At 38.7% G+C, this 22353-nt stretch carries 21 protein-coding genes and 1 other annotated feature; of the genes, 9 read left to right on the forward strand and 12 right to left on the reverse strand.

Annotation, left to right across the window (positions count from 1 at the left end):
- Positions 1-23: 23 nt before the first annotated feature.
- From AB1279_RS19790 to AB1279_RS19800, 3 genes are read right to left on the reverse strand one after another with little or no spacing between them, the layout of a single operon-like run.
- Positions 24-1466 (reverse strand): aldehyde dehydrogenase family protein, encoded by a 1443-nt coding sequence (locus AB1279_RS19790; RefSeq protein WP_429760579.1) that lies wholly within the window; start codon positions 1464-1466, stop codon positions 24-26.
- Positions 1467-1502: 36 nt separating this feature from the next.
- Positions 1503-2831, reverse strand: coding sequence for a 4-aminobutyrate--2-oxoglutarate transaminase (gene gabT / locus AB1279_RS19795; protein ID WP_429760580.1), 1329 nt, complete (start codon positions 2829-2831; stop codon positions 1503-1505).
- A 45-nt stretch (positions 2832-2876) separates the two neighbouring features.
- Positions 2877-4343: an amino acid permease gene (locus AB1279_RS19800; RefSeq protein ID WP_429761501.1), complete on the reverse strand. Its 1467-nt coding sequence runs from the start codon at positions 4341-4343 to the stop codon at positions 2877-2879.
- Between the two features lie 372 nt (positions 4344-4715).
- On the opposite strand from AB1279_RS19800, the gene AB1279_RS19805 reads away from it, so the two are divergent.
- Positions 4716-4868 carry a hypothetical protein gene (locus AB1279_RS19805; protein ID WP_429751942.1) on the forward strand — a complete coding sequence of 51 codons (153 nt, stop codon included), beginning with the start codon at positions 4716-4718 and terminating at the stop codon, positions 4866-4868.
- Positions 4869-5049: 181 nt separating this feature from the next.
- On the opposite strand, the gene tyrS is transcribed toward AB1279_RS19805, so the two are convergent.
- Both tyrS and AB1279_RS19815 read right to left on the reverse strand, forming a co-directional pair.
- Positions 5050-6312, reverse strand: a complete 1263-nt coding sequence (gene tyrS, locus AB1279_RS19810) for a tyrosine--tRNA ligase (RefSeq protein WP_429760582.1) — start codon at positions 6310-6312, stop codon at positions 5050-5052.
- A 72-nt stretch (positions 6313-6384) separates the two neighbouring features.
- Positions 6385-6601 (reverse strand) — a binding site (T-box leader).
- Positions 6602-6786: 185 nt separating this feature from the next.
- Positions 6787-8814 carry a glycoside hydrolase family 13 protein gene (locus tag AB1279_RS19815; protein ID WP_429760583.1) on the reverse strand — a complete coding sequence of 676 codons (2028 nt, stop codon included), beginning with the start codon at positions 8812-8814 and terminating at the stop codon, positions 6787-6789.
- Positions 8815-9140: 326 nt separating this feature from the next.
- Between AB1279_RS19815 and AB1279_RS19820 the strand changes: the two genes are divergently transcribed.
- From AB1279_RS19820 to AB1279_RS19835, 4 genes are all read left to right on the forward strand, one after another.
- Positions 9141-9971: an AraC family transcriptional regulator gene (locus AB1279_RS19820; protein ID WP_429760584.1), complete on the forward strand. Its 831-nt coding sequence runs from the start codon at positions 9141-9143 to the stop codon at positions 9969-9971.
- A gap of 104 nt (positions 9972-10075) precedes the next feature.
- Positions 10076-11287 carry a multidrug efflux MFS transporter gene (locus AB1279_RS19825; RefSeq protein ID WP_429760585.1) on the forward strand — a complete coding sequence of 404 codons (1212 nt, stop codon included), beginning with the start codon at positions 10076-10078 and terminating at the stop codon, positions 11285-11287.
- Between the two features lie 11 nt (positions 11288-11298).
- A complete protein-coding gene (locus tag AB1279_RS19830) occupies positions 11299-11886 on the forward strand; it encodes a hydrolase (RefSeq protein WP_429760586.1) in 588 nt (195 codons plus the stop codon).
- A gap of 220 nt (positions 11887-12106) precedes the next feature.
- Positions 12107-13006 carry a DUF4183 domain-containing protein gene (locus tag AB1279_RS19835; protein WP_429761503.1) on the forward strand — a complete coding sequence of 300 codons (900 nt, stop codon included), beginning with the start codon at positions 12107-12109 and terminating at the stop codon, positions 13004-13006.
- 36 nt (positions 13007-13042) lie between these two features.
- Here AB1279_RS19835 and AB1279_RS19840 read toward each other — a convergent pair whose 3' ends face one another.
- The 3 genes from AB1279_RS19840 to AB1279_RS19850 all read right to left on the reverse strand — a co-directional run bounded on the left by AB1279_RS19840 (position 13043) and on the right by AB1279_RS19850 (position 15952).
- Entirely contained in the window at positions 13043-13327 is a 285-nt protein-coding gene (locus AB1279_RS19840) for a DUF4183 domain-containing protein (RefSeq protein WP_429761504.1), read from the reverse strand.
- Positions 13328-13572: 245 nt separating this feature from the next.
- The gene (locus AB1279_RS19845; RefSeq protein WP_429760587.1) at positions 13573-14667 is read right to left on the reverse strand and encodes a lactonase family protein; all 1095 of its coding nucleotides are present in this window, start codon (positions 14665-14667) and stop codon (positions 13573-13575) included.
- Positions 14668-14902: 235 nt separating this feature from the next.
- Complete coding sequence (locus AB1279_RS19850; RefSeq protein ID WP_429760588.1) at positions 14903-15952, reverse strand: M42 family metallopeptidase; 1050 nt, start codon at positions 15950-15952, stop codon at positions 14903-14905.
- Between the two features lie 206 nt (positions 15953-16158).
- On the opposite strand from AB1279_RS19850, the gene AB1279_RS19855 reads away from it, so the two are divergent.
- From AB1279_RS19855 to AB1279_RS19865, 3 genes are all read left to right on the forward strand, one after another.
- Positions 16159-16506 carry a PadR family transcriptional regulator gene (locus AB1279_RS19855; protein WP_429760589.1) on the forward strand — a complete coding sequence of 116 codons (348 nt, stop codon included), beginning with the start codon at positions 16159-16161 and terminating at the stop codon, positions 16504-16506.
- Positions 16493-17491 (forward strand): HAAS signaling domain-containing protein, encoded by a 999-nt coding sequence (locus AB1279_RS19860; protein ID WP_429760590.1) that lies wholly within the window; start codon positions 16493-16495, stop codon positions 17489-17491. Before AB1279_RS19855 ends, AB1279_RS19860 begins: the two co-directional genes overlap by 14 nt.
- A gap of 263 nt (positions 17492-17754) precedes the next feature.
- Complete coding sequence (locus AB1279_RS19865; RefSeq protein WP_429760592.1) at positions 17755-18288, forward strand: chloramphenicol phosphotransferase CPT family protein; 534 nt, start codon at positions 17755-17757, stop codon at positions 18286-18288.
- 259 nt (positions 18289-18547) lie between these two features.
- Here AB1279_RS19865 and AB1279_RS19870 read toward each other — a convergent pair whose 3' ends face one another.
- From AB1279_RS19870 to AB1279_RS19880, 3 genes are all read right to left on the reverse strand, one after another.
- Positions 18548-18874, reverse strand: coding sequence for a nucleoside triphosphate pyrophosphohydrolase (locus tag AB1279_RS19870; RefSeq protein WP_429760593.1), 327 nt, complete (start codon positions 18872-18874; stop codon positions 18548-18550).
- A gap of 24 nt (positions 18875-18898) precedes the next feature.
- Entirely contained in the window at positions 18899-19237 is a 339-nt protein-coding gene (locus AB1279_RS19875) for a hypothetical protein (protein WP_429760594.1), read from the reverse strand.
- Positions 19238-19324: 87 nt separating this feature from the next.
- On the reverse strand, positions 19325-20113 hold the full coding sequence (locus AB1279_RS19880) for an enoyl-CoA hydratase (RefSeq protein ID WP_429751958.1): 789 nt from the start codon (positions 20111-20113) through the stop codon (positions 19325-19327).
- Positions 20114-20477: 364 nt separating this feature from the next.
- Here AB1279_RS19880 and AB1279_RS19885 point away from each other — a divergent pair, with 364 nt between their 5' ends.
- Positions 20478-21857 carry an O-antigen ligase family protein gene (locus AB1279_RS19885; RefSeq protein WP_429760595.1) on the forward strand — a complete coding sequence of 460 codons (1380 nt, stop codon included), beginning with the start codon at positions 20478-20480 and terminating at the stop codon, positions 21855-21857.
- Positions 21858-22093: 236 nt separating this feature from the next.
- Here the strand turns inward: AB1279_RS19885 and AB1279_RS19890 are convergent, their stop codons facing one another.
- Positions 22094-22252 (reverse strand): hypothetical protein, encoded by a 159-nt coding sequence (locus AB1279_RS19890; protein ID WP_429760596.1) that lies wholly within the window; start codon positions 22250-22252, stop codon positions 22094-22096.
- Positions 22253-22353 lie beyond the last annotated feature (101 nt).

Below are 22353 nucleotides of genomic sequence, written 5' to 3' on the forward strand. Positions count from 1 at the left end.
CCATTATTATGCATCTTTTGTCATCATACTTGATCTACATACACTGTCTTAATCCTTGTATAAAATTCTGCAGCTGCTTTCCCTTGTTCACGCGGACCAGCACTAGAGTTTTTCATTCCGCCAAACGGAACTTGCGGCTCTGCTCCTGCTGTTTCGGAGTTTACATGAACCATTCCAACTTCCATGTCATCAATGAATTGCTGCGCAAGACTTAAATTATTGGTACAAATGGATGCGCTAAGTCCATATTCCGTATCGTTAGCCAGGTGAATTGCTTCTTGATAATTGTTCACCTTAAACAAACAAATAACAGGACCGAAAATTTCTTCTTTCGCAATTCGTGCATCATGAGGTACATCTTCAAAGATAGTAGGTAAAATATAAAACCCATGTTTTAACTTATCTTCTGTTGGTACACTTCCCCCGCAAATTAAAGAAGCTTCTTTCTTACCTGCTTCAATCATCGATAAAACAGTTTGCTGCTGGTTCTCGGATACACATGGCCCCATAAACGTATTATTTTCTAATGGATTTCCAACTTTAAGAGCCTCTGTACGTAACACGAGTGCATTACGAAATTCCTCATAAATTTCCTCTTCAACTATAATTCTACTTGTCGCTGTACATTTTTGTCCTGTTGACATAAATGCACCTCTGATCGCAATCTCTACTGCTTTGCTAATATCGGCATCCTTTAATACAACTAACGGATTTTTCCCGCCCATTTCTAGTTGTACTTTTTTGCCGTTCGCAACAGCAGTTTGCTGAATTGTTTTTCCAACGCCATTAGAACCGGTAAAGGATATCGCTTTTATATCAGGGTTTTCTGTTAATTCCGTTCCAACTACTGAACCTTTCCCAAATACACAATTGATAACGCCGGCAGGAATTCCCGCCTCATGAAAAGCATTCACAAGGTGAAATACTGACTTTGGTGTAATTTCAGCAGGCTTAATAACAACAGTATTTCCGTAAATAAGTGCCGGAGCCATCTTCCATACTGGAATCGCAATTGGGAAATTCCACGGTGTAATTAATCCTACTGGCCCAACCGCTACCCGTTTGCTGTAAAGCATCGTTTTCGGATTGACCGAAGGAATCATTTCTCCCACAGGCTGATTCGCTTCCCCTGCATAATATTCAAGAATGCTAATCGCTCGTTTCGTCTCTCCTATCCCTTCAGCGAGTGTCTTTCCTTCTTCACTCGTCAAATCATGACCGATTTCAGTCACTCGTTCTTTTAAAATAGCTGCCGCTTTCCATAAGTAACTTGCCCGCTCTTGAAACGATAACCCTTGCCAATTTTGAAAGGCTTCTTTCGCAGATGCAATTGCGGCTTGTGTATCGTCTGCTGAACTTAATGGAAATTCTCCTAATACTTCTCCATTATGCGGATTATAGTTTTTAGAATATTGATGAGTAGATGGCTCTTTCCACTGCCCATTTATATAATTGAAAAACTTCATTGTACTACCTCCAACTGGAAAAATAATTGCTTCTTCTTATTTAGATACCTTAGCAAATGCTGCTTCAAGAATAGCCAATCCTTCTTCAAGCTGTTCATCTGTTATAACAAGCGGCGGTAAGAAACGAAGTACACTGCTATAAATACCAGCACTGATTGTAATTAAACCTTTGTTATGTGTCTCTTGCATAATTGCTTTAACCTCTTCTGCTGCTGGCTCTTTCGTATTTCGATCCTTTACAAGTTCCATAGCCGTCATGGCACCAAGGCCTCTCACATCGCCAATTAATTCATATTTATCCTTCCAACTATTGAATACTTCCATCATACGATCGCCGATTTCCCGAGCGCGTTTTACTAAGTTTTCTTCTTCAATGACATCTAAAACAGCTAGACCAGCCGCACAAGCAACCGGGCTTCCTGAAAAAGTCCCGCCAAGTTGTCCCGGGCCAGGTGCATCCATGAGTTCAGCTCTTCCTGTCACTGCGCTAAGCGGCATACCTGCAGCGATGGATTTTGAAAATGTCATTAAATCAGGAGCTACCCCAAAATGATCCATTGCGAACAAGTTTCCTGTACGAGCAAAGCCAGTTTGAATTTCATCTGCAATCATGATAATTCCATATTTATCACAAAGGTTTCTTACCCCTTGCATAAAAGCAGCAGATGGCACGATAAATCCACCTTCACCTTGAAGCGGCTCTAAAATAATTGCCGCAATATTATCACTTGCCACTTCCTCTAACATAAAGCGTTCAAAATACGCTAAAATTTGCCCGTCTACTTCTTCTTTCGTCATACCATCTTCTGCGCGGTAATAATATGGATAAGGAAGCTTGTACACATCCGGTGCAAACGGACCGAATCCATGTTTATAAGGTTTTACTTTACTCGTAAGGGACATTGTCATAAGCGTACGTCCGTGATACGCGCGTTCAAACGAAACGATAGCACTGCGCCCAGTCGCCTTTCTAGCAATTTTCACAGCATTTTCTACCGCTTCCGCTCCGCTGTTTGCAAACATTGTTTTTTTCTTAAAATCTCCTGGCGTTAATTCGTTCAATCTTTCAGCTAACTCAATATAGCTTTCATACGGCGCTACATGAAAACAGCTATGAATAGAAGATTCTACTTGCTCTTGAATGGCTTTTACTACCTTCGGATGACAATGCCCTACATTTTGCATCCCAATTCCGCCTGCAAAATCGATTAATTCGTTGCCATCTATATCAGTAATAATCGCCCCTTTCGCAGATTGAACATATAAATTGGTAATATTATATGGACCTGCAGGCACCGCATTTTTTCTTCTTTCATTTAAAATATCAGATTTTGTAGTTACAATATTGTTCTTTTCTTTTAACATTGAACTTACCCCTTTTTTCGTTTTTTAATTTGTATTACATATGACTTAGTCCTTCTCTAAACCAATCCCCGAACCTTTTAAAATTGGAAATCCTGCTTTCTCTTCCTTGATAGGCTTATTTCTAACTCTTAGAAAATAGGATGCTATCACAATAGCAGCAGCTAAAATCGTTAAATAAAATTGCATACGCATATCGTCTATAAATGCTTGTGAAACAAATATCGTAACAATCATAAGAAGCGTTGCGTATGTGAGATAAGGAAATAACCACATTTTCACTTTTAGTTTCCTCGGGTCTTCTCTTTCCGCTTCTCGTCTTAATCGAATATGAGAAACTGCAACAAACATATACATAAGCATCGTAACGCCGCCTGAGCTATTTGCTAGAAAAGCAAACAGTTTATCAGGAGATATAAACTTCAGCGCAGCACAAACGAATGCAAATAATACACTCGCAACAATCGCCCAAATTGGTGCACCTCTACTGTTTAATTTTGAAAAAGCAAGAGGAGCATCTCCTTTTTTCGAAAGTGAAAATAACATGCGAGAACTCGTGTATAATCCTGAATTTAAAACAGATAGCAAAGACAGGAACACAACTCCGTTCATAATTTCCGCAGCAGCAGGGACTCCTGCCATCCGAAATAAACTTGCATAAGGAAGCTTCAATAATTCCGCATTATTCCACGGCATAAAAATGACCAAAATCGTGACAGATCCTACAAAGAAAAGCATAAGACGCCATACAACACTGTTAATTGCTTTGATAACATTCTTCTCTGGATTTTCAGATTCTCCCGCCGCAATCGCAGCTACTTCACTACCTGATAAAGAAAAAGAAATAAATACAACACTCAGCAATACAGGCACAATCCCTTTTGGAAAAAAGCCGCCGTTTTCAGAGATTGTCGAAAAACTAGGCCTGTCCACACCAGGGACAATTCCAAAAATCATCGCAATTCCTAACCCTAAAAATACAAGAATCGCTGCAACTTTAATAAAAGCTAACCAATATTCAAATTCTCCATATAGCTTTACAGAGTAGATATTTGTAATCGTCATCAAAATAATCATGGAAAGACTGGCTATCCATGCTGGTATGGAAGGGAACCAATTGTTGACCATCGCCCCTAACAATACCGATTCAATTGCGATAATAATGACCCAGTTAAACCAGTATAACCAACCGATTGTGTAACCAGCCCAAGGTCCAATTGCCTTATGAGCATATGTTGCAAAAGAACCACTATCAGGATTTACCGCAGCCATCTCTCCTAACATCCGCATCACGAGTACAACCATTAAAGCACCAATAATATAAGACAAAATTGCCGCTGGACCTGTTGATTGAATAATAGTCCCGCTCCCTACAAATAATCCTGCTCCGATAACCCCACCAATTGAGATCATTGTTATATGCCTGGTTTTCAAGTCTTTTTGCAGTTCATTTTTTCCTTTAACCAAAAAGATCACCAACCTATAAGTATTTATTTTCACAAATCCTTCTAGCATACATAAGATTGAAACATTGCCCGGCATTGATAACGTTTTCTAAAAACCGTCCTATAAAGGGAAACTTCCATTTTATAGAAAAATAAAAAGAGCCAGAAAAACAATGTAAAGAATTACACTGGATTTTACTGTCCCTATCCCTATGGCTCGTCTTCCTGCTAAGGAAGCTCAAGTGGAAAGAAGCCAATTCATTTCTATTCAATTCATTGCAACAATATCCGGGCTTGCAGGGAGGCTAATCACTGTCATCCGTTAATAAACTAATATTATTACAAATATACTGAATATTCAACATTTATTTTAAATTCAGTGAAATTAACATAGACCGCCTTGTTTGCATATATTATCGTACAATCATAAAGGTGGGATAATATGGAACGTGAACAGTATCGTCAAATGGATGAAAAAGAATTGCCGCTTGTCGAACCGAAGGCGTATGAATGCGTAAAGCAAATTGTTATTGTTGGCATTCCGACTTTTATTGGATTATCCATTTACGGAATCGTAATGACGTTTTTGCAATGAAGTGAAATTATCCAACAGTGCTCCCCACTGATGAAAAGTCTGCGAATAGCCGGATTAAAAATAACCTGCACTCACTTTCCCTTTGCTGGCAGGAAAAAGCCCTGACCGTTTCTAAACATGGCCAGGTGCTCTCTCCCACCTAAAGCGTTTTTTCAATTTGCATTTATATATTTACAGCCTATTATTCTCCTAATTTCACCAAGCTGTAATTCTTTTTACCTTTACGAATAATAATAAATCTGCCATCGAATGAATTTTCTACCGTAACATCTGTATTTACATCTGTTACTTTATCTCCGTTCATCAAAATAGCTCCATTATTAATATCTTCTCTCGCCTGGCGTCTAGAAGGTTCAATTCCTAAATCTACTAACCATTCAACAATATTTTTTGTTTCCTTTTCAGCATGGAAAGTTGGCATATCTTTAAAGCCTTGTTCAATTTCATCCGCAGTTAACGCTTTAATATCCCCGCTAAATAATGCTTCCGTAATTTTTACTGCTTGTAAAAATGCATCTTCACCATGAACAAATTTTGTCATTTCTTCTGCTAATACTTTTTGCGCTTCACGTTTATGAGGCTCTGTTTGAACTTTAACTGCTAATTCATCAATTCTATCTTTCGTTAAGAATGTGAAGAATTTTAAGTATCTAATTACATCACGATCATCTGTGTTCACCCAGAACTGGTAGAATTCAAATGGTGTTGTCTTTTCAGGATCTAACCAAATTGCTCCTCCTGCTGTTTTACCAAATTTCGTACCGTCTGATTTTAATAGTAATGGAATTGTTAAACCAAACACTTTTGCATCTGGTCCTTCTTTTTTACGAATTAAGTCTAAACCGCTTGTAATATTACCCCATTGGTCACTGCCGCCAATTTGCAGTTGTACATCTTCGTGTTTGTATAAGTGATGGAAGTCCATCGCTTGTAGAATTTGGTATGTGAATTCTGTAAATGAAATCCCTGTTTCTAAACGGCTTGCTACAATATCTTTTGCTAGCATATTATTTATACTGAAGTTTTTACCGTAATCGCGTAAAAACTCAAGAATGCTTACTTCATGTGTCCAATCGTAGTTATTCACCATTTTCACTTCGCTATTTCCGCCAAAGTCAAATAGCTTTTGCATTTGCGATGTTAACGCATCAACATTATGCTGCACTTGTTCTAATGTTTGCAGTTGTCTTTCTGTTTGACGTCCACTTGGATCACCGATTGTTCCTGTTGCTCCTCCAATTAAGATAACTGGATGATGCCCAGCTAATTGGAAACGTTTCATCATCATAAATGGAATTAAATGTCCAATATGCATACTGTCACCAGTTGGATCTACACCACAGTACAAGGAAATCTTTTTCTCTTCTACTAGTTTACGTAACCCTTCTGCATCTGTTTGTTGATTGATGGCATCGCGCCATTCCAATTCGTCAATGATGTTCATGTCTTCCCCGCTCCTTTAATTTGTAAGTTTTTCTTACCTGAATATAAAAAAAGTCCCCATGTCTACACTAGACATAGGGACGATTTTTAACCGTGTTACCACCCAGATTGCACAAATAGTATTTACTATTCGTACCACTCTCAGCAATAGTATCGATTGCTACTCCGCTTAGCATTACCTAAGATACTCCAGAGTGTAATTCACAAGTTTGTTTGTGCTAGGTTCCATCAACCCCTAGCTTTCTCGATAACAGTGACAAACTGCTACTGGGCTCTTTCGACATATTTGATATTTTAAATTATAGCCAATTATAGAGAAGTAAAAATCCATTGTCAATTCTATACAGAAATATTTTTAAATTGTTTGAATTCATTTCATTCTATTAACGCGATAAAGTGAAACCCCTATTAGTAGGGGCTTTCTTCATCTCCCACCTATCTTCTTCGCTCTTTTCTGAATCTTGAAATGAGGTTCTTACTGCGCTAAAATTGCACCGTAATGTCCATCAACTGTAAGGGTAACGTTTCCGTTCTGTACGGTATACGTTTTACCAGTTAGTTTGTCTGTGACAACACTTCCATTTTGCATGCTTAGCTGCCACACAGGAACAGTTACGTTATGGATGGCAGAATCATTGTTAAGCACAACTGCAATTCTATTTGTTGTATCAAAACGACCATAGGAATATATTTTATTTGTATCATCTGTTTGCAGCGTCATGAACGACCCCGTTCTTAATGCCGGATATTGGTTACGAATGCTGATGAGCTTTTGTGTTAAAGATACAGCGCCATTGGAAGTAGTCGCTTGGGACCAATCAAATGTCCGTCGGTTATCAGGATCTGCACCGCCCATTATGCCGTATTCATCTCCATAATAAATGGTTGGCGTACCAACATACGTCATTTGGAAAATGAGTGCTAAATATGTCTTCCAAATATCACCGCCAGCACGCTCACCAAAACGAGTAATGTCGTGATTAGATAAATGATTGCTCATCGCTTGCTGAACATTTGTCGGATAATTAGCACGTGTTCCTCTTAGCCAACTGTCGAATTGGGAAGCTGGTATGGAAGCTGCATTGTTACTGTAATCTTTCCCTGTTATCCATTCAGAAACCGGTTGCGTAAATCCATCGAAATTCGTAGTACTGTCCCATTGGTTCCCTTGACCTGTCCATGGATTTGCATTTCCCCAATATTCACCAAGTATCGCTGCATTCGCGTTTACAGATTTCACTGCACTTCTGAATTCAGCCCAAATTTGGTGATTCACAGTGTCACTGCCATTACCTCCGCCAGCATCTGTATATTGTGCTGCATCTAATCGCCAACCATCAATGTTATATGGAGCTTTCAAATACGTTTTCGCTACGGAGTCGCTATTATTATACATTTGGTTTCTTACTACTGAGCCACTAGCTCCATAATCTAGCTTAGGCAAACTGTTAAATCCTAAAAAGCTAGCATATGTATTCGGCCAAGACTGGAATGTATAGTAATTAGACCATTGGCTGGATTGAGACTCATAAGCTCCTAAAGTGGAGAAATTATTATACTTATCAAACCATACATGGCTATCTCCTGTATGATTAAATACGCCGTCTAATACTAAATATCCCTTTGTTCCGTTTGCTGTGCTATGAACGTCTGATGATAACGCTTGCAAAGTTGCGTTTGTTCCAAATGCCGGATCCACAGTCATATAGTCCTGTGTATCATACTTATGGTTAGAAGGAGATTTAAAAATCGGATTTAAATAAATAATGTTAGCTCCTAGCGTTTGTTTAATATAACCAAGCTTTTGGTCTACTCCCGCTAAATCACCGCCGAAGAACACAAGGTTGTTCGTATAGCCAGAATCGGCATAGACACTGCTTCCCCAAGCTTTTTTCTCAGTTGGCGTACCATCGTAACTGTATGCATTCGTTTGCACATCATTTGAGGAATCACCATTATAAAAGCGGTCAGGGAAAATCTGATACATAACACCATCCTTCATCCAATCCGGTGTTTTAAAATTTGGGATAATATAAAAATCACCTGATGATGGTTCAGATGCAGAAGGACCGTTGGCATTATACCAAACAGAAGAAGATCCATCAGTAATTTGGAAGCGATAATACTTTTGCGAAGAACTAGCCGGAATTGTCCCTTGCCAATAATCAAATGTTCCCGTAGCATCGTTGGACATCCATGACATAGGAATCACATGGAACATTCCATCAGCAGCATCATAGTACTTTATATTCACACCGGTAGTATCACCTTTAAATGTACGGAATTTCAGCGTCACACTTTGAACAGATGTCGGTTCCGGCACGCTATCATAGACAGGACCTTGGTCGTGAAATAAGCCATTCCACTCCACATTATTATCGTTCGTTGCAGCATAGGCCAATGATGCAGATGGCGTGTACAGCAAAGATGTCCCTAAAACAAGTGTAGATAGTGCAATCGTTTGCATTAATGTGCGTTTTTTGCCCTTCTTTACTCTTTTCATCGCAAACCTCCTATAAAAAATGTAAGTGCTTTCAAATCTATTATATAAGTAATCTATCAAAAGTAAATGAATTAATTTTCTGAAATTAAAAATTCTATCAGTTATTCCCCTCTTCCAATTTAGAAAAGCTGAATAATAGTAAACACCCTTCACATCTTATGCAGAACCTTTTGGGGACTTGTGATAAACTTTGATACGATTGCGGTATAGTTTTTATTTTGCGGTAATCTTTAATGGGGTTATGGTAAGAATACATTGGACATAGCATGACAAGTTCATAAAGAGATATAATTCCGTTACAAATCACATTTAACTATGGAGGAAACATGAAGATAAACAAACTGTTTTTTCATATTCATTACTGCAATTACAGGGAATCTAATGAAGCAAGAAAAAACTCAAGGAAGATCACCCGAACACTCCAACATCATGCACTCGTTTTTTTTACTAGAGGAAAAGGCAGTATTATTATTGAGAAGAAAAGGTATGAAATTAAAGAAGGTATGCTGTTCTATCTTTGTCCTGATGTACTACATTCTATAGAACTAGATATGGAAGAACCAATATGTTGTGTAACAGTGCACTTTAGTTACGCAAGTGTGAGATTTAATGAAAATAAATGGGATATTACTAACGAAGTTGAGCTGCTCCCTCTGCACTTTGCACAAGAATTAAAGGATTACTATCAGATTGATACTATATTTAAGAAATTAGTTAGCAGTTGGAATGCGAAGTTACCTGGATATGAGTTTATGACGAAAACTTTGCTTCAACAATTGTTAATTGCCATTTATCAAAATAGAAAAAAGCAAAATCGAAAGAACTCAACTTCTTTAAAAGTGGAAAAAATCATTGAATACATGCATCAAAACATAAATAGTAAAATAACATTGACTGAATTATCAGAGATGGTGCAGTTGTCACCTACTTATTTATCAAGGACTTTCAAAGAAACGACAGGATATTCTGTAATTGGTTTTTTTAACAAAATAAAAATTGATAAAGCGAAAGAACTTATTATTGAAGGCAACAAAAAAGTAAAAGAAGTAGCACAAACACTTGGATTTGCCGATGAATTTTATTTTAGCCGGATATTCAAAGGGATTGAAGGAATAAGCCCTTCAGAATTCTATAACAAAAATGTCCATGGATTATAATATAATGCATGTTATAAAGCCAATCTGTAAGCTAAAATGATGATGTTATTGTTCATTACTTTTGTACAATAACGGAATTATAAGCAGAAGAGAGGCTTATTTTTTTGCAGATTTGGAAAAGAAACTTATTCATTTGCTGGTTTGGGATGTTTGTCACAAGTGTAGGAATGAGCCAAATTGCGCCAGTATTGCCGCTCTATATAAGGCATCTTGGAGTTCACAGTTCAGTTTTAATTGCTCAATTTTCAGGAATTGCTTTTGGTGTTACCTATATAATTTCAGCTGTTTTCTCACCTATTTGGGGGCAGGCTGCTGACAAATACGGACGAAAGCCAATGCTTTTGCGGGCAAGCCTTGGTATGGCAATCGTTATATTTAGTATGGGGTTTGCACAAAATGTATATGAACTGATTGGATTAAGAATATTGCAGGGCGTTATCACAGGTTATAGTACAGCTTGTACTACATTAATTGCAACTCAGACGGATAACGAACACGCTGGATGGGCTTTAGGTACACTTTCAACAGCAAATATTGCTGGTTCCTTGCTTGGACCAATGATTGGCGGTTTTATAGAAGGTAACTTTGGTTTGCAAAATGTATTTTTTATTACAGGTGCACTGCTGCTGATTTCATTTATTACAACCTCTTTATTTGTAAAGGAATCTTTTACTCGCCAAGATAAAAAAGCGCTTAGCAACAAGGAAATATGGAATACTATTCCTGAAAAAAGCTTGACGATTACAATGCTTATGACCTTTTTTGTATTAACTCTGGCATTATATTCTATTGAACCAATCATAACAGTATATGTGAGCCAGTTATCCCCAAATACCAGTCATGTTGCTCTGTTGGCTGGAATCACATTCTCAGCTTCAGGGCTAGCAAATATCATTGCGGCTCCAAGACTTGGGAAAATTTCTGATAAAATAGGAGCGCAAAAAGTTATATTCATTGCACTTGTAATGGCAGGACTCATTTTTATACCGCAAGCCTTCGTAAAAAATCCTTGGCAGTTCATAGGCCTTCGCTTTTTATTAGGATTAGCAGCAGCAGGATTAACTCCTTCTGTTAATACTTTGATTAAGAGAATTACACCAGCTTCTCTTACAGGTAGAGTTTTTGGTTTTACTATGTCGGCAGGATATTTAGGCGTATTTGGAGGTTCAGTTTTAGGCGGACAAGTGGCAGCCTATTGGGGTATCAGATATGTATTTTTTATTACAAGTGCATTGTTACTGATAAATGCTCTGTGGGTTTATTTAAAAGTATATAAAAAACTTAGTTTAAAAGAAGAAGCATACATGCATGAATAGGAGAGAAGAAAATGAAAGATATACAAACTAAATCAATAAAAGCAGAAAAAACAGCACTTGTAGTGATAGACTTACAAAATGGAATTGTAAACGGACCACGTTATCCTTATACTGGTGCACAAGTTGTTAAAAATGCAAGCAAATTAATTCAGGCATTTACAGACAAAGGAGCCTTTGTAGTTCTTGTAAAAGTTTCATCTGTAGATGGAAAAGATATGTTAAAACCAAATATAGATTCACAAATCCCTCCAATGCAATTTCCAGAAGGCTGGGATCATTTTGTTCCCGAACTAACAAATGTGCAAAATGCTCATTCTATTACAAAAAGACAATGGGGCGCATTCTATGGTACTGACCTTGATTTACAGTTAAGACGCCGCGGAATTGATACGATTGTACTATGCGGTATTTCTACTTCAATTGGTGTGGATACTACAGCACGAGAAGCATATCAACATGGCTATAACCAAATATTTGTAGAAGATGCAATGACAGCTTCAACAACAGAAGAACATGATTATGTTTGTAAATCTATCTTCCCTAGAATCGGTCAAATTCGAACAACTGAAAAAGTGGTTGACCTTCTTGTTAACGACTAGATCAAAACATCTAATTTCAAAATAAACTATACTCATTCAAACGCCAAAATCCCTGCTTTTGATCAAAAAGCAGGGATTTTTCATATTCTGATGAATTGAGGTAGGATTCCTACTACCAAAAAATGGTGAGATAAAGAAATATGACCAATGTACAAACAAATATTATATATATTCATATACTTATAATATATGCACTCTGTTTGCAAAAAAGGGGGGCACTATTTTGAACCTATTTCCTTGTGCGTTTCCTCTCCCGGAACCCGGACCGACCGGGGCTACTGGCGCTATTGGACCCACTGGGACTACTGGCGCTACTGGCGCTACTGGGACTACTGGCGACACTGGATTAACCGGACCTACTGGGACTGATGGAATAACTGGAGCTACCGGACCTACTGGCGACACTGGATTAACCGGAGCGACTGGACCGATTGGACCCACCGGAACTACCGGGACTACTGGACCTACTGGAGCTACTGGAGCTACCGGACCGGCTGGAGCTACCGGACCTACTGGAACTACTGGGACTGATGGAGTAACTGGACCTACTGGAGCGACTGGACCGGCTGGAGCTACCGGACCTACTGGCAACACTGGGGCTATTGGACCGACCGGAGCTACTGGGACTACTGGCGACACTGGATTAACCGGAGCGACTGGACCAATTGGACCCACTGGAACTACTGGAGCTGATGGCGCTACCGGACCCACTGGGGCGACTGGATCGGCTGGAGCTACCGGACCTACTGGGACTACTGGCGACACTGGATTAACCGGAGCGACCGGATCAACTGGACCCACTGGAACTACTGGGGCTACTGGACCGACCGGACCTACTGGGCCTTCCTTCCAGGGCCTGGTTCCTGCAACTAATCTCATGTATTTCACAGTTTCAGACGGCACGAGTCTTGTATACACAAACGCTGATGGTTTACCTCAATACGGAACGACTCAAATCTTAGCACCAAATCAAGTATCCTATATGAATTTATTTATTAACGGTATTATTCAACCACAAAGTTCTTATAACGTACAAGCGGGTATATTAACGATACTTGCTGATGAAGCGCCACCAGCGGGCAGTCCAATTACACTTCAGTTTATACTAATCAACCAATAAAAAACGGATTCTTTAAAAAGAATCCGTTTTTTATTACTAGTTTACAACAAATTCAATCATGACCGGAACACCAGCATCTAAAACATCTCCACCAGGGATTGTAATAGCTGTTGTGGTTACAGTTGAAGTGTCTCCAGGCTGTAATTGTCCGTTCAGGTATAGATTATAATATGCAAATGATGCAGGAAATGCGGTAGCAGCAGTTCCCGCGTCATTGCTAAAAGCAGTTGCTAAAATGTTAAAAGTTGCTCCTGTTCCTGTTCCAGCACCAATTGTTGAATTGAATCTTTTACCTGCTAAATAAGGTTTAATAATCGCTATTTTATTTCACTCCTTTCGTTTTTAAATTAAGTAGGGCTTATCCTACGCTACATATTATGTAAATGTTTTATTTTAGTAACGGCAGCTGCCTGTTTTCATGGATACTTAATATTAAAAATTCATATTATTACATAAAACAAAACTTTCATCCCCCCACCTAGCTTCTTCGCTTCTTCGCTTCCTCTCAATCTTGAGGTGGGGGCAGTTCAATTTCTATTCTACCAAATATAGTGAACCCAATAGAATCAAAGAACAGCTAAACCTTGCGATCCGAAATAAGGAAAGTTAGTCCAAGCAGCAACCTGCAATCTGACAAGCGTACCATCATCTTGGATATGAAATACTGAGACGGTGCCCTGATTTCCGTTAAGGGTGTAAAAATGCCGTCCATCCTTACTTACTCTAGCATCTATCGGCAGACCTGGTGCCGTACCTGCTGGTGTACTGGTAATATGCCTTACCACCGACAGTGCTCCATTGGGATTGATTCGGTAGGTGGAAATGGTACCGCTTAAGGTGTTGGTAGTATATGCAAAACGTTCATCCCTCGTTGTTACAACCCAACAAGCGGTCTTATATCCGTTTTGTACAGAGCCGCTGATCACATGAAGGATACCATCGTTAGTCAATGAATAAGAGGACAGCGCATTTGAAATCGCTTCTGTAACTAAGAGGATTCCAGACGATAGAAAATAGGCGCCCAATGGTCCTTGACCATAAGAATCATTAACGATTGGTCCTGTAATCGTACCATTTTTATTTACATGGAATATACTAAGATGGTTTGATGTAAGCTCGGAGACAAGAATTTTACTGCCATCTGGAGTGAAGAGAACCTGCGCCGGCTGTGCATTGAAAGTACTGAGAGAATGGGTTGATCCGGGAATAGGAGTAAGGCGTCCGTTATCATCTATGTGAAAACCAGTGATATTGGATGCAAAATTGTTAGCGGCATTACCTACATTGGAAACATAGAGAAGATTACCAAACACATCTACGCTATTGGGTTGAGCACCTCCTGATGGCTTCACATCCACGAGAACGGGCGCTCCGCTATCGTTTATCATGAAACTACTGATACTACCGCTGCCTGCGTTAACTGCAAGTAGGAAACGGCCATCACGGGACAAAGTTAGAGAACCTTGTGACGCAAGGGGATCGACGCCATCGTTTGCAGTTGCAGTTGAGACTTCCCTTATGCCAGTACCTCTTCCATAAGTTGGGTAGGAACCCATAAAGGTGAGCATTCCATTCATGTCCCTGTAAAAGGCAATGATTTGATTCATTACTTCATTATTGGTCATCATATAAACCATACTCGCACGAGAATATTTGTTCATTATCTGCTCTCCTCCTTTCATAATTTTATATGGTTCTTTTACCATTTCAATTCCAAAAATTGATGTACCTCGGTTTAAAAGATAGGTAGATTTTCATCTCCCACTAACCTGCTCCGTTCGTTCCATAACACAGGCTTTTGTTTTTTTGATTAAGACTCCGAAGCCGAAAAATTTACAAAAAAAAGTGAAAGATTTACTCTTTCACTTTTTACTTACTCTATATTTCTTTCAAATATTACTCCCCTACCATCTCTGACATCACATACGCATAAATTAATGACTCTGTATGCGCAATCGACGTCTCGTGCGTACGCTCATAAGCATGAGACGCATCAATTCCAGGACCAATGAGTCCATGCTTCACATCTGCTCCGGCACGAATTGCGGCAGATGCATCAGAAGCGTAGAATGGATAAATATCTACTTTATATTCAATGTTATTTGCTTTCGCAAGTTCGACTAAATGGTTACGCATTGCGTAATGATATGGGCCGCTTCCGTCTTTTGCACAGATTGACACTGTATATTCATCTGATGCTTGTCCATCGCCAAGTGCTCCCATATCCACCGCGAGGTATTCTACTGTTTCTTCTGGGATATTGGAGTTACCGCCGTAACCGATTTCTTCATTATTAGAAATTAAGAAATGCGTTGTATATGGTAGTGTAATCTTTTCATCTTGTAATCTTTTAATTAATTGAAGTAAGATGGCAACGCTTGCTTTGTCATCTAGGTGACGAGATTTAATGTAGCCGCTGTCTGTCATTTGAACGCGCGGATCGAATGATACGAAGTCGCCTACTTCAATGCCTAGTTCACGTACTTCTTCCGGTGAAGATACACGCTCGTCGATACGTACTTCAATGTTTTGTTCGTCACGTTTTGCTTCTCCAGCATTTTTGTATACGTGTACAGACGTTTGATGGATTAAAATTGTGCCTGTATATTTTTTACCACTTGCTGTTTCAATTTCGCAATATTCCCCTTCTACCGCATTCCAGCGAAAACCGCCAATCATTGATAGTCGCAGACGTCCGTCAGCTTTTATTTCTTTTACCATTGCACCTAACGTATCAACGTGAGCGGTAAGTAGACGGTGCTTTGTGTCATCTTCCCCTTTTAACGTCATAATAAGGCCGCCCTTATTGTTGCGCTTCGTCTCTACATTCCACTCTTTTACATAGTCCTCAATAAAACGAATAATTGTGTTTGTATTTCCAGATGGACTTGGGATTGAAACGAGTTGTTTAATAAGCTCCATCGTGTCTTTTGCGTTATGTATCATATGTTTTTTCCCCTCTCTTTTACCTTGCTAATATTCAGTATAATGGAAAAATCGTAAAATATAAATAAAGTGAGGCTTCCATTGTAGACTTGAAAAAAGATTAATCAAATTTTATGTCAAATAATGTTGTAACAATAATACTGTATGATGCATAGCATGAATTATACACTGTATGACATATAGTATATAAAAAGTGAGGTGGGTGAATGAGTACGTTATTGAATTCATTAACGACAGAGCTTAGGAGGGGAACGTTGACATTAGCTGTTTTAAGTCAATTACGAACACCCCAGTATGGATATTCACTTGTTCAGTTATTGGAGGAATCGGGCATTACCATTGAACAAAGTACCTTATATCCATTGCTTCGCCGATTAGAAAAACAGGAATTAGTGACGAGTAGTTGGGATACATCCGAGAGTAGACCTCGTAAGTTTTATGTTTTAAGTGAATATGGGTTAGAGATCTTTTTGCAGTTAAAAAAGGAATGGCTTAAGAATTCGAAAGAGCTCTATAGCTTATTAAAAAGGGAGGAAGACGATGAATCTAATTGATATTTATATACAAGAAGTTACTCGGAGACTGCCTGAAAAAAATCGTGAGGATATTGCTCTAGAGTTACGGTCAACCATAGAGGATATGCTGCCTGATGATTACAGTGAAGAAGATGTAAAGGCAGTTCTTGAAAAATTGGGGAATCCAGTCACAATGGCTAATGGTTATCGAGACTGGCCAATGCACTTAATTGGTCCACGCTATTTTGATATATATGTGACACTACTAAAAATGATTTTACCGATTGCCGCTGTCATTTCGTTAATCTCGGTGATTGCCGAACATTTTATTGGATATAGTGGAAAACAAGCGGTTATAAGTATTGTTTTTAGTCTTATAGGCAAAGGAATAGGGAGCATCATTGAAGTAGGGATCCACGTATTCTTTTGGCTAACACTTGTGTTTGCTATTTTAGAAAGAGCAGATAAAGGAAAAGATGAGGAGCCATTAACAGCAAGATTTAAAAAATGGACACCTGATGATTTGAAAAATATCCCTACTATTCCTAAGAAAAAAACGATTACGAAGGGCGAAGTATTTGGAAGTTTAATGTGGACAGCGATTTGGTCAACTCTTTATTTTTATGCGAATCATCTTGTAGGTGTATATGAACGCGGTAAAGACGGACTTGAATTCGTGACCCCTACTTTTAATCAGGACGTTTTACTTGGATATTGGCCAATCGTTCTTGTTGTAATTGGTTTCGAAATAGCATTAGCTCTCTATAAATTAATACAGGGACAATGGACAAAAGGAATTGCAATTTGTAATACTGCACTCCAGCTTATCACCACCATTGTATTCACTATTATAGTAATAAATCCGAATGTGATGACCCAAGATTTTATTACGTATATGACTAATGTATTTAACATAACAGCTAATCAATTTGAAACATGGGTAGTTGGTTTTGGAATTTTCATGTTTATTTTGTCTGCAGTAAGTCATATATTTGATGGCTTCCGCAAGGCTAGAATTCGTTAATATATTTGCTTATCAAACTACTATTACGTACTTTAAAATCGGAATAATCATGTTGCAGTTGTATCTTTGAAATAAAGTCGAACCGTTTTCATAGTTAATTAAGAAACTGTTGAGTAATAATAGAGTTGTTCCGTTAAAGGTCCATATTCTGGAATAACTCTTGTGAAAGTGATGGTATTTTGACTTAATTGTTAGTAAGTTTAAAGGACAGCATAGCGACATAAGAAGCCCTTAAACTTATGTTCCAAAGGGAGGTTAAAAGTATGGTAGACGTAATTATTCTGAATGGTGGATCGAGTTCCGGGAAAACCACTATCGCAAAATGTCTTCAAAATTCATTGCCAACGTCATGGTTAAGGTTCAGTATCGACGATTTAATCGACGCCATGCCCGATGCAATGATGGAAGCAGACAGTGGAATTACATTCGGTGACGATGGGTCTGTCAGTCCAGGTACGGAATTTCGTACATTAGAATCTGCATGGATGCATGGTATTGGCGAGATGGTCCGTAGAGGAGCCCGAGTGATTATCGACGATGTCTTCATTAGCGGAGTAGATTCTTGTAATCGTTGGAAAGCTGCCTTGGAAGGGTTGCAGGTGCTGTGGGTTGGTGTTTTCTGTGACCCTATTGTAGCGTCCGCTCGTGAAAGGGAACGAGCGAACCGCGTTGCAGGAATGGCAGTTTCACAAGCGACTTCGGTTCACGTTGGCATACATTATGACATCAAAGTCGACACAACAAAGACATCGCCAGAAGAATGCGCCCGAATTATCTGGCAAAAAATCACCCCATGAGAACCTACGAGGTGTTTTTAAGCAAACGGGGACATTTCTGCAATATATCTCAATCACAGATGTACAGAACGGTCTTCCGCAATCGGGCGCTTTAATTGAAGAAAAGGACTTTGATAATTTATAAATTATCAAACTTTATTTCAAAGCTACATCCATCAGTATTTTTCATCCCCCACCTATCTTTCTCACAATCTTGAGATTGTGGTCTTACTGCCCACGAATAGCAAGAGAAAAGGCATCGCATGTACTGCGATGCCTTCTACTCTTCACTCACTTCTACTAAATATACACCTTTTTCAAATCCGCCGCGCTCTGCTTCTTTCTCTTTGCGAATGCGCTCAACATCCTCTAACGTTACACCTTCTGCTTGTGCCATTGCTTTAATAACTTCTAATGCATCTGCTAAAGAATCTAATGCATGATCACGGTCCTGCACGGACGCAAATTCACGCATTTCTTCTATTCCGATTTTCGATAATTCTTGTATGTATTCTTGTTTGCTTAACTTTTTCGATGTATATGTTTTACCAGACATTAAAATCATTTCTGGTACACGGTCGCGTACGACTTTATTATAAATTGACATGGTAACACCTCCATTTTCTTCTACTTAAAAACAACCTAGCTCTGCATCGTATAGAAACCAATGTTTTTTTACACAAGCTCCCGACATATCGATGCTAGATGAAGCGTGGCGCATTTCTGTAAAACGATAATTTTCATATTCTTTCTCTGGTACACCGTATACAGAACGGAGATGATCTGGCACAACTCCATCATACTGATCTCGCATTTTCTCAATCTCACTATACACAGCTGCTTTCGGATTTCCAGACATGAACATTGCTGTTCGAATCGCTGCAGTTGGTGTACAATGTAACAGCACATATACGAGTAACCATGCACCGATAATTGCTATGATCATTCGATTTTGTTTTATTAAACTCATCCCATTCTCCTTCTATCATTCATGAAAAAAGTGCTAACACCATTATACTAAAAAAATGTGTTAACACTTTCTCATTTTGGAAAACTTTTATTCCCCTTTAAACACAGGCGGACGCTTCTCTAAAAATGCTGTAATTCCCTCTTTATGATCCGCTGTTTTTCTCATTGCATATTGGCCGCGTTTTTCAAGCTGAAGTGTTTGTTCTAATGCGGATCGGTTCACTTCGGCTAAAATTTGCTTCGTCTGAATCATTGCGCCAATTGGTTTTTGCAGCCATTCATTGATTTTTTGTTTTACAGCATCTTGGAAATTCTCACCGATTACTTCATCAATCATCCCGATTTCAAGTGCTTCGCTTGCTGATAGTTTCTTTCCTTCCCAAATAATTTCTTTCGCTCCATGCTCTCCTAGACGCTTTTGTAAGAAGAAATGTCCACCGCCATCTGGAATTAAAGCGATTCCAATAAAGTTCATCGCAATAATGGATGAAATATCAGCCATTATGTAATCAGCTGTTAACGCAATGCTGAGTCCAAGTCCTGCCGTTGGGCCATGAATTGCACTAATCACAAGCTTTGGCATTGTATAAAGCGTCACAACAATTTCCGAAATGGTATTCATAATTCCTTCAAAAGCACTTTCGTCACCACTTGCTAACATCGACTTAATATCGCCGCCCGCAGAAAAACCGCGGCCGTTTCCGCATAGCACAACGACATGTACAGAGCTTTCAGCCACTTCTTTTAGCTTTTGTAATAACTCTTTTAACGTCTGCTCATCTAACGCATTTAACACCTCTGGACGATTTAACATAATCGTCGCAACTCTTCCTTCGTATTGCACAATTACTGATTCCGCTTTGCTTGAAACTGTCATACATCCTCTCTCCTTCTCTAATCTGTTATACTTATATAATTACAGAAAGAGATTTCAAAAACCTTCTTTTTTCTTAATTTTCCGTCAAATTAAACCTACATTCGCAGACAATAAGCACCCGAACTTCATTTTTTCTCAAATAGCGATACTATATATAATAGAAGAAACAGATCTTATGACAAGAAACAAGCTATTTGGGAGATAAAATGTAACACATCCCTCCCAAAAGCTGATTCATTGTACCGCCAAATATACACTCTCCCCCGTTCGGTCATTTACCATTACTTGAAAATAGTGTATTCTTATTTTTGGTATGTAAAAACAAATAAATAAATTCATCTTTTCTACAATGAGGGAGGATAAAATGATTAAGCAGTTTACACAAAAGGAACATTACTTCGAGTATTTCCTTTTACTATTCATTGCATTGCAACCCGTCTTAGATTTACTAACATCCTTATCAATTAATATGCTGCACATGAGTGCAACATTTGGTGTTGTAGTACGTTTTGCTGTTATGGCTGTCGTACTGATTTATCTGTTCATCAATTGGAAGCAGCCTAATAATAAAAAGTACCTCGTATATATATGTTTATTAGGTGTTACACTTGGGGCAGGATTCCTAAATAATATGCTTGTTAAACATCCATTTGCGCTCGGAGAAGAAGTTAAGTTCGTTGCGAAATGTATGTATCCAACCGTTATGTTGTTCGGATATATTCTCGTCTTTCAAACGTTACGGGACAAGCAGCATGCATATCATAAAATGTTAAGATATTTCTTATATGCAGTATTGTTCATGAGTATCGTTATGGTCGTTTCCATCGCAACTGGAACAGACTATAAAAGCTACCCTTGGGGAAAACTTGGCTCTAAAGGATGGTTTTATGCAGCAAACGAACTAAGTGCAATCTTAGCTATTACATTGCCGGTCGTTGCGCTTTATTCGGTTCATAAAACAACTTCTTTTGCGAAAGCATACTACTGGATTCCAACAATGCTTGCAGTGTACGCTAGTATGATGGTTGGAACAAAAGTTGGATACGGCGCAATTATCCTGACATTAGGAGTTGCACTAGTCTTCTCATTTATCGAGCACATGATGAATCGAAAAGAAGTAACGACAGGCACAAAACCACTCGTAAATACAATTATATCCCTTGTCATGCTAGGAGGAGTCTTTGCCATAACACCGATGACTCCAATCGCTAAAAACATGGGCATTCACTTACAAATGTATGCATATAAAAAAGAAATAAGCGATGAAAAAGCAAGAAAAGAAGGCAAAACCGTTAAAGAAGAAAAACCAAAAAATGGCGAATTAACACAGGACGAAGTAAACAGCTTAATTTATAGCGACCGTGATAAATTCCTAAAAGTGCATAAAAAGTACTTTAAAGAAGCACCAATGTCTCAAAAACTTCTAGGAATGGGTTACGCAAGTAACTATAAAAAAACACCGAAAATGGTAGAAATGGACTTCTATGATCTATTCTTCTCGTTTGGAATCATCGGATTCATCATGTATCTACTGCCGTTCGCTTACTTCGGCATCCGACTTGCCATTCGTGTTTTCACGAACTTCAAGTCTATCCTAACTACAAAATACATGCTGCTTGCTAGCGCATTAGTACTCGCACTCGGCATCGCATACACAGCTGGACACGTATTTACCGCACCTGCTGTAAGTATTTTCTTTGTTGTCGTATTGGCGTACTTGATTGTTGATTTAGAGGCGGAGTAACATAATAAAACCCCTGAGATAAACATTTTGTCTCAGGGGTTTTTCTTTTAATCAATTTTCTATGTAGGAACGAAAATTTCATAACATCATGTTTTATTTTGATTGATATAAAGTGAAACTTCCATCAGTGGGGGGCTTTCCCCCACTGATGGAAAGCTCTCACCAATCGGGCTTTTACAGGCAGTTATCCTCTACCTATCCTCTTCGCTTTTCTCTGAATCTTAAGGTGGAGGATCTTACTGCCCGTTAATGCGGGACAAACGACAAAGGCGATCCCCTAACTCTCGCACCGTATAATGATTTCCATACCATTGCAGCTGTTTCTCTAACCGTACCTTCCCAAGCTCCACAATCGCTGCCGGAGCCATCCCTTGTGCATCTACAACTCCCTTCACACACGAACAACGTCACATACATAGAGCCTGTTAGTTTATTTTTATAATAATACAGGTAAATAAACCAATAAACACGTACAAATTTAAAATTTCACCTATAT

Source organism: Bacillus sp. S14(2024) (genome assembly GCF_050473785.1).
GTDB classification, from domain to species: domain Bacteria; phylum Bacillota; class Bacilli; order Bacillales; family Bacillaceae_G; genus Bacillus_A; species Bacillus_A yunxiaonensis.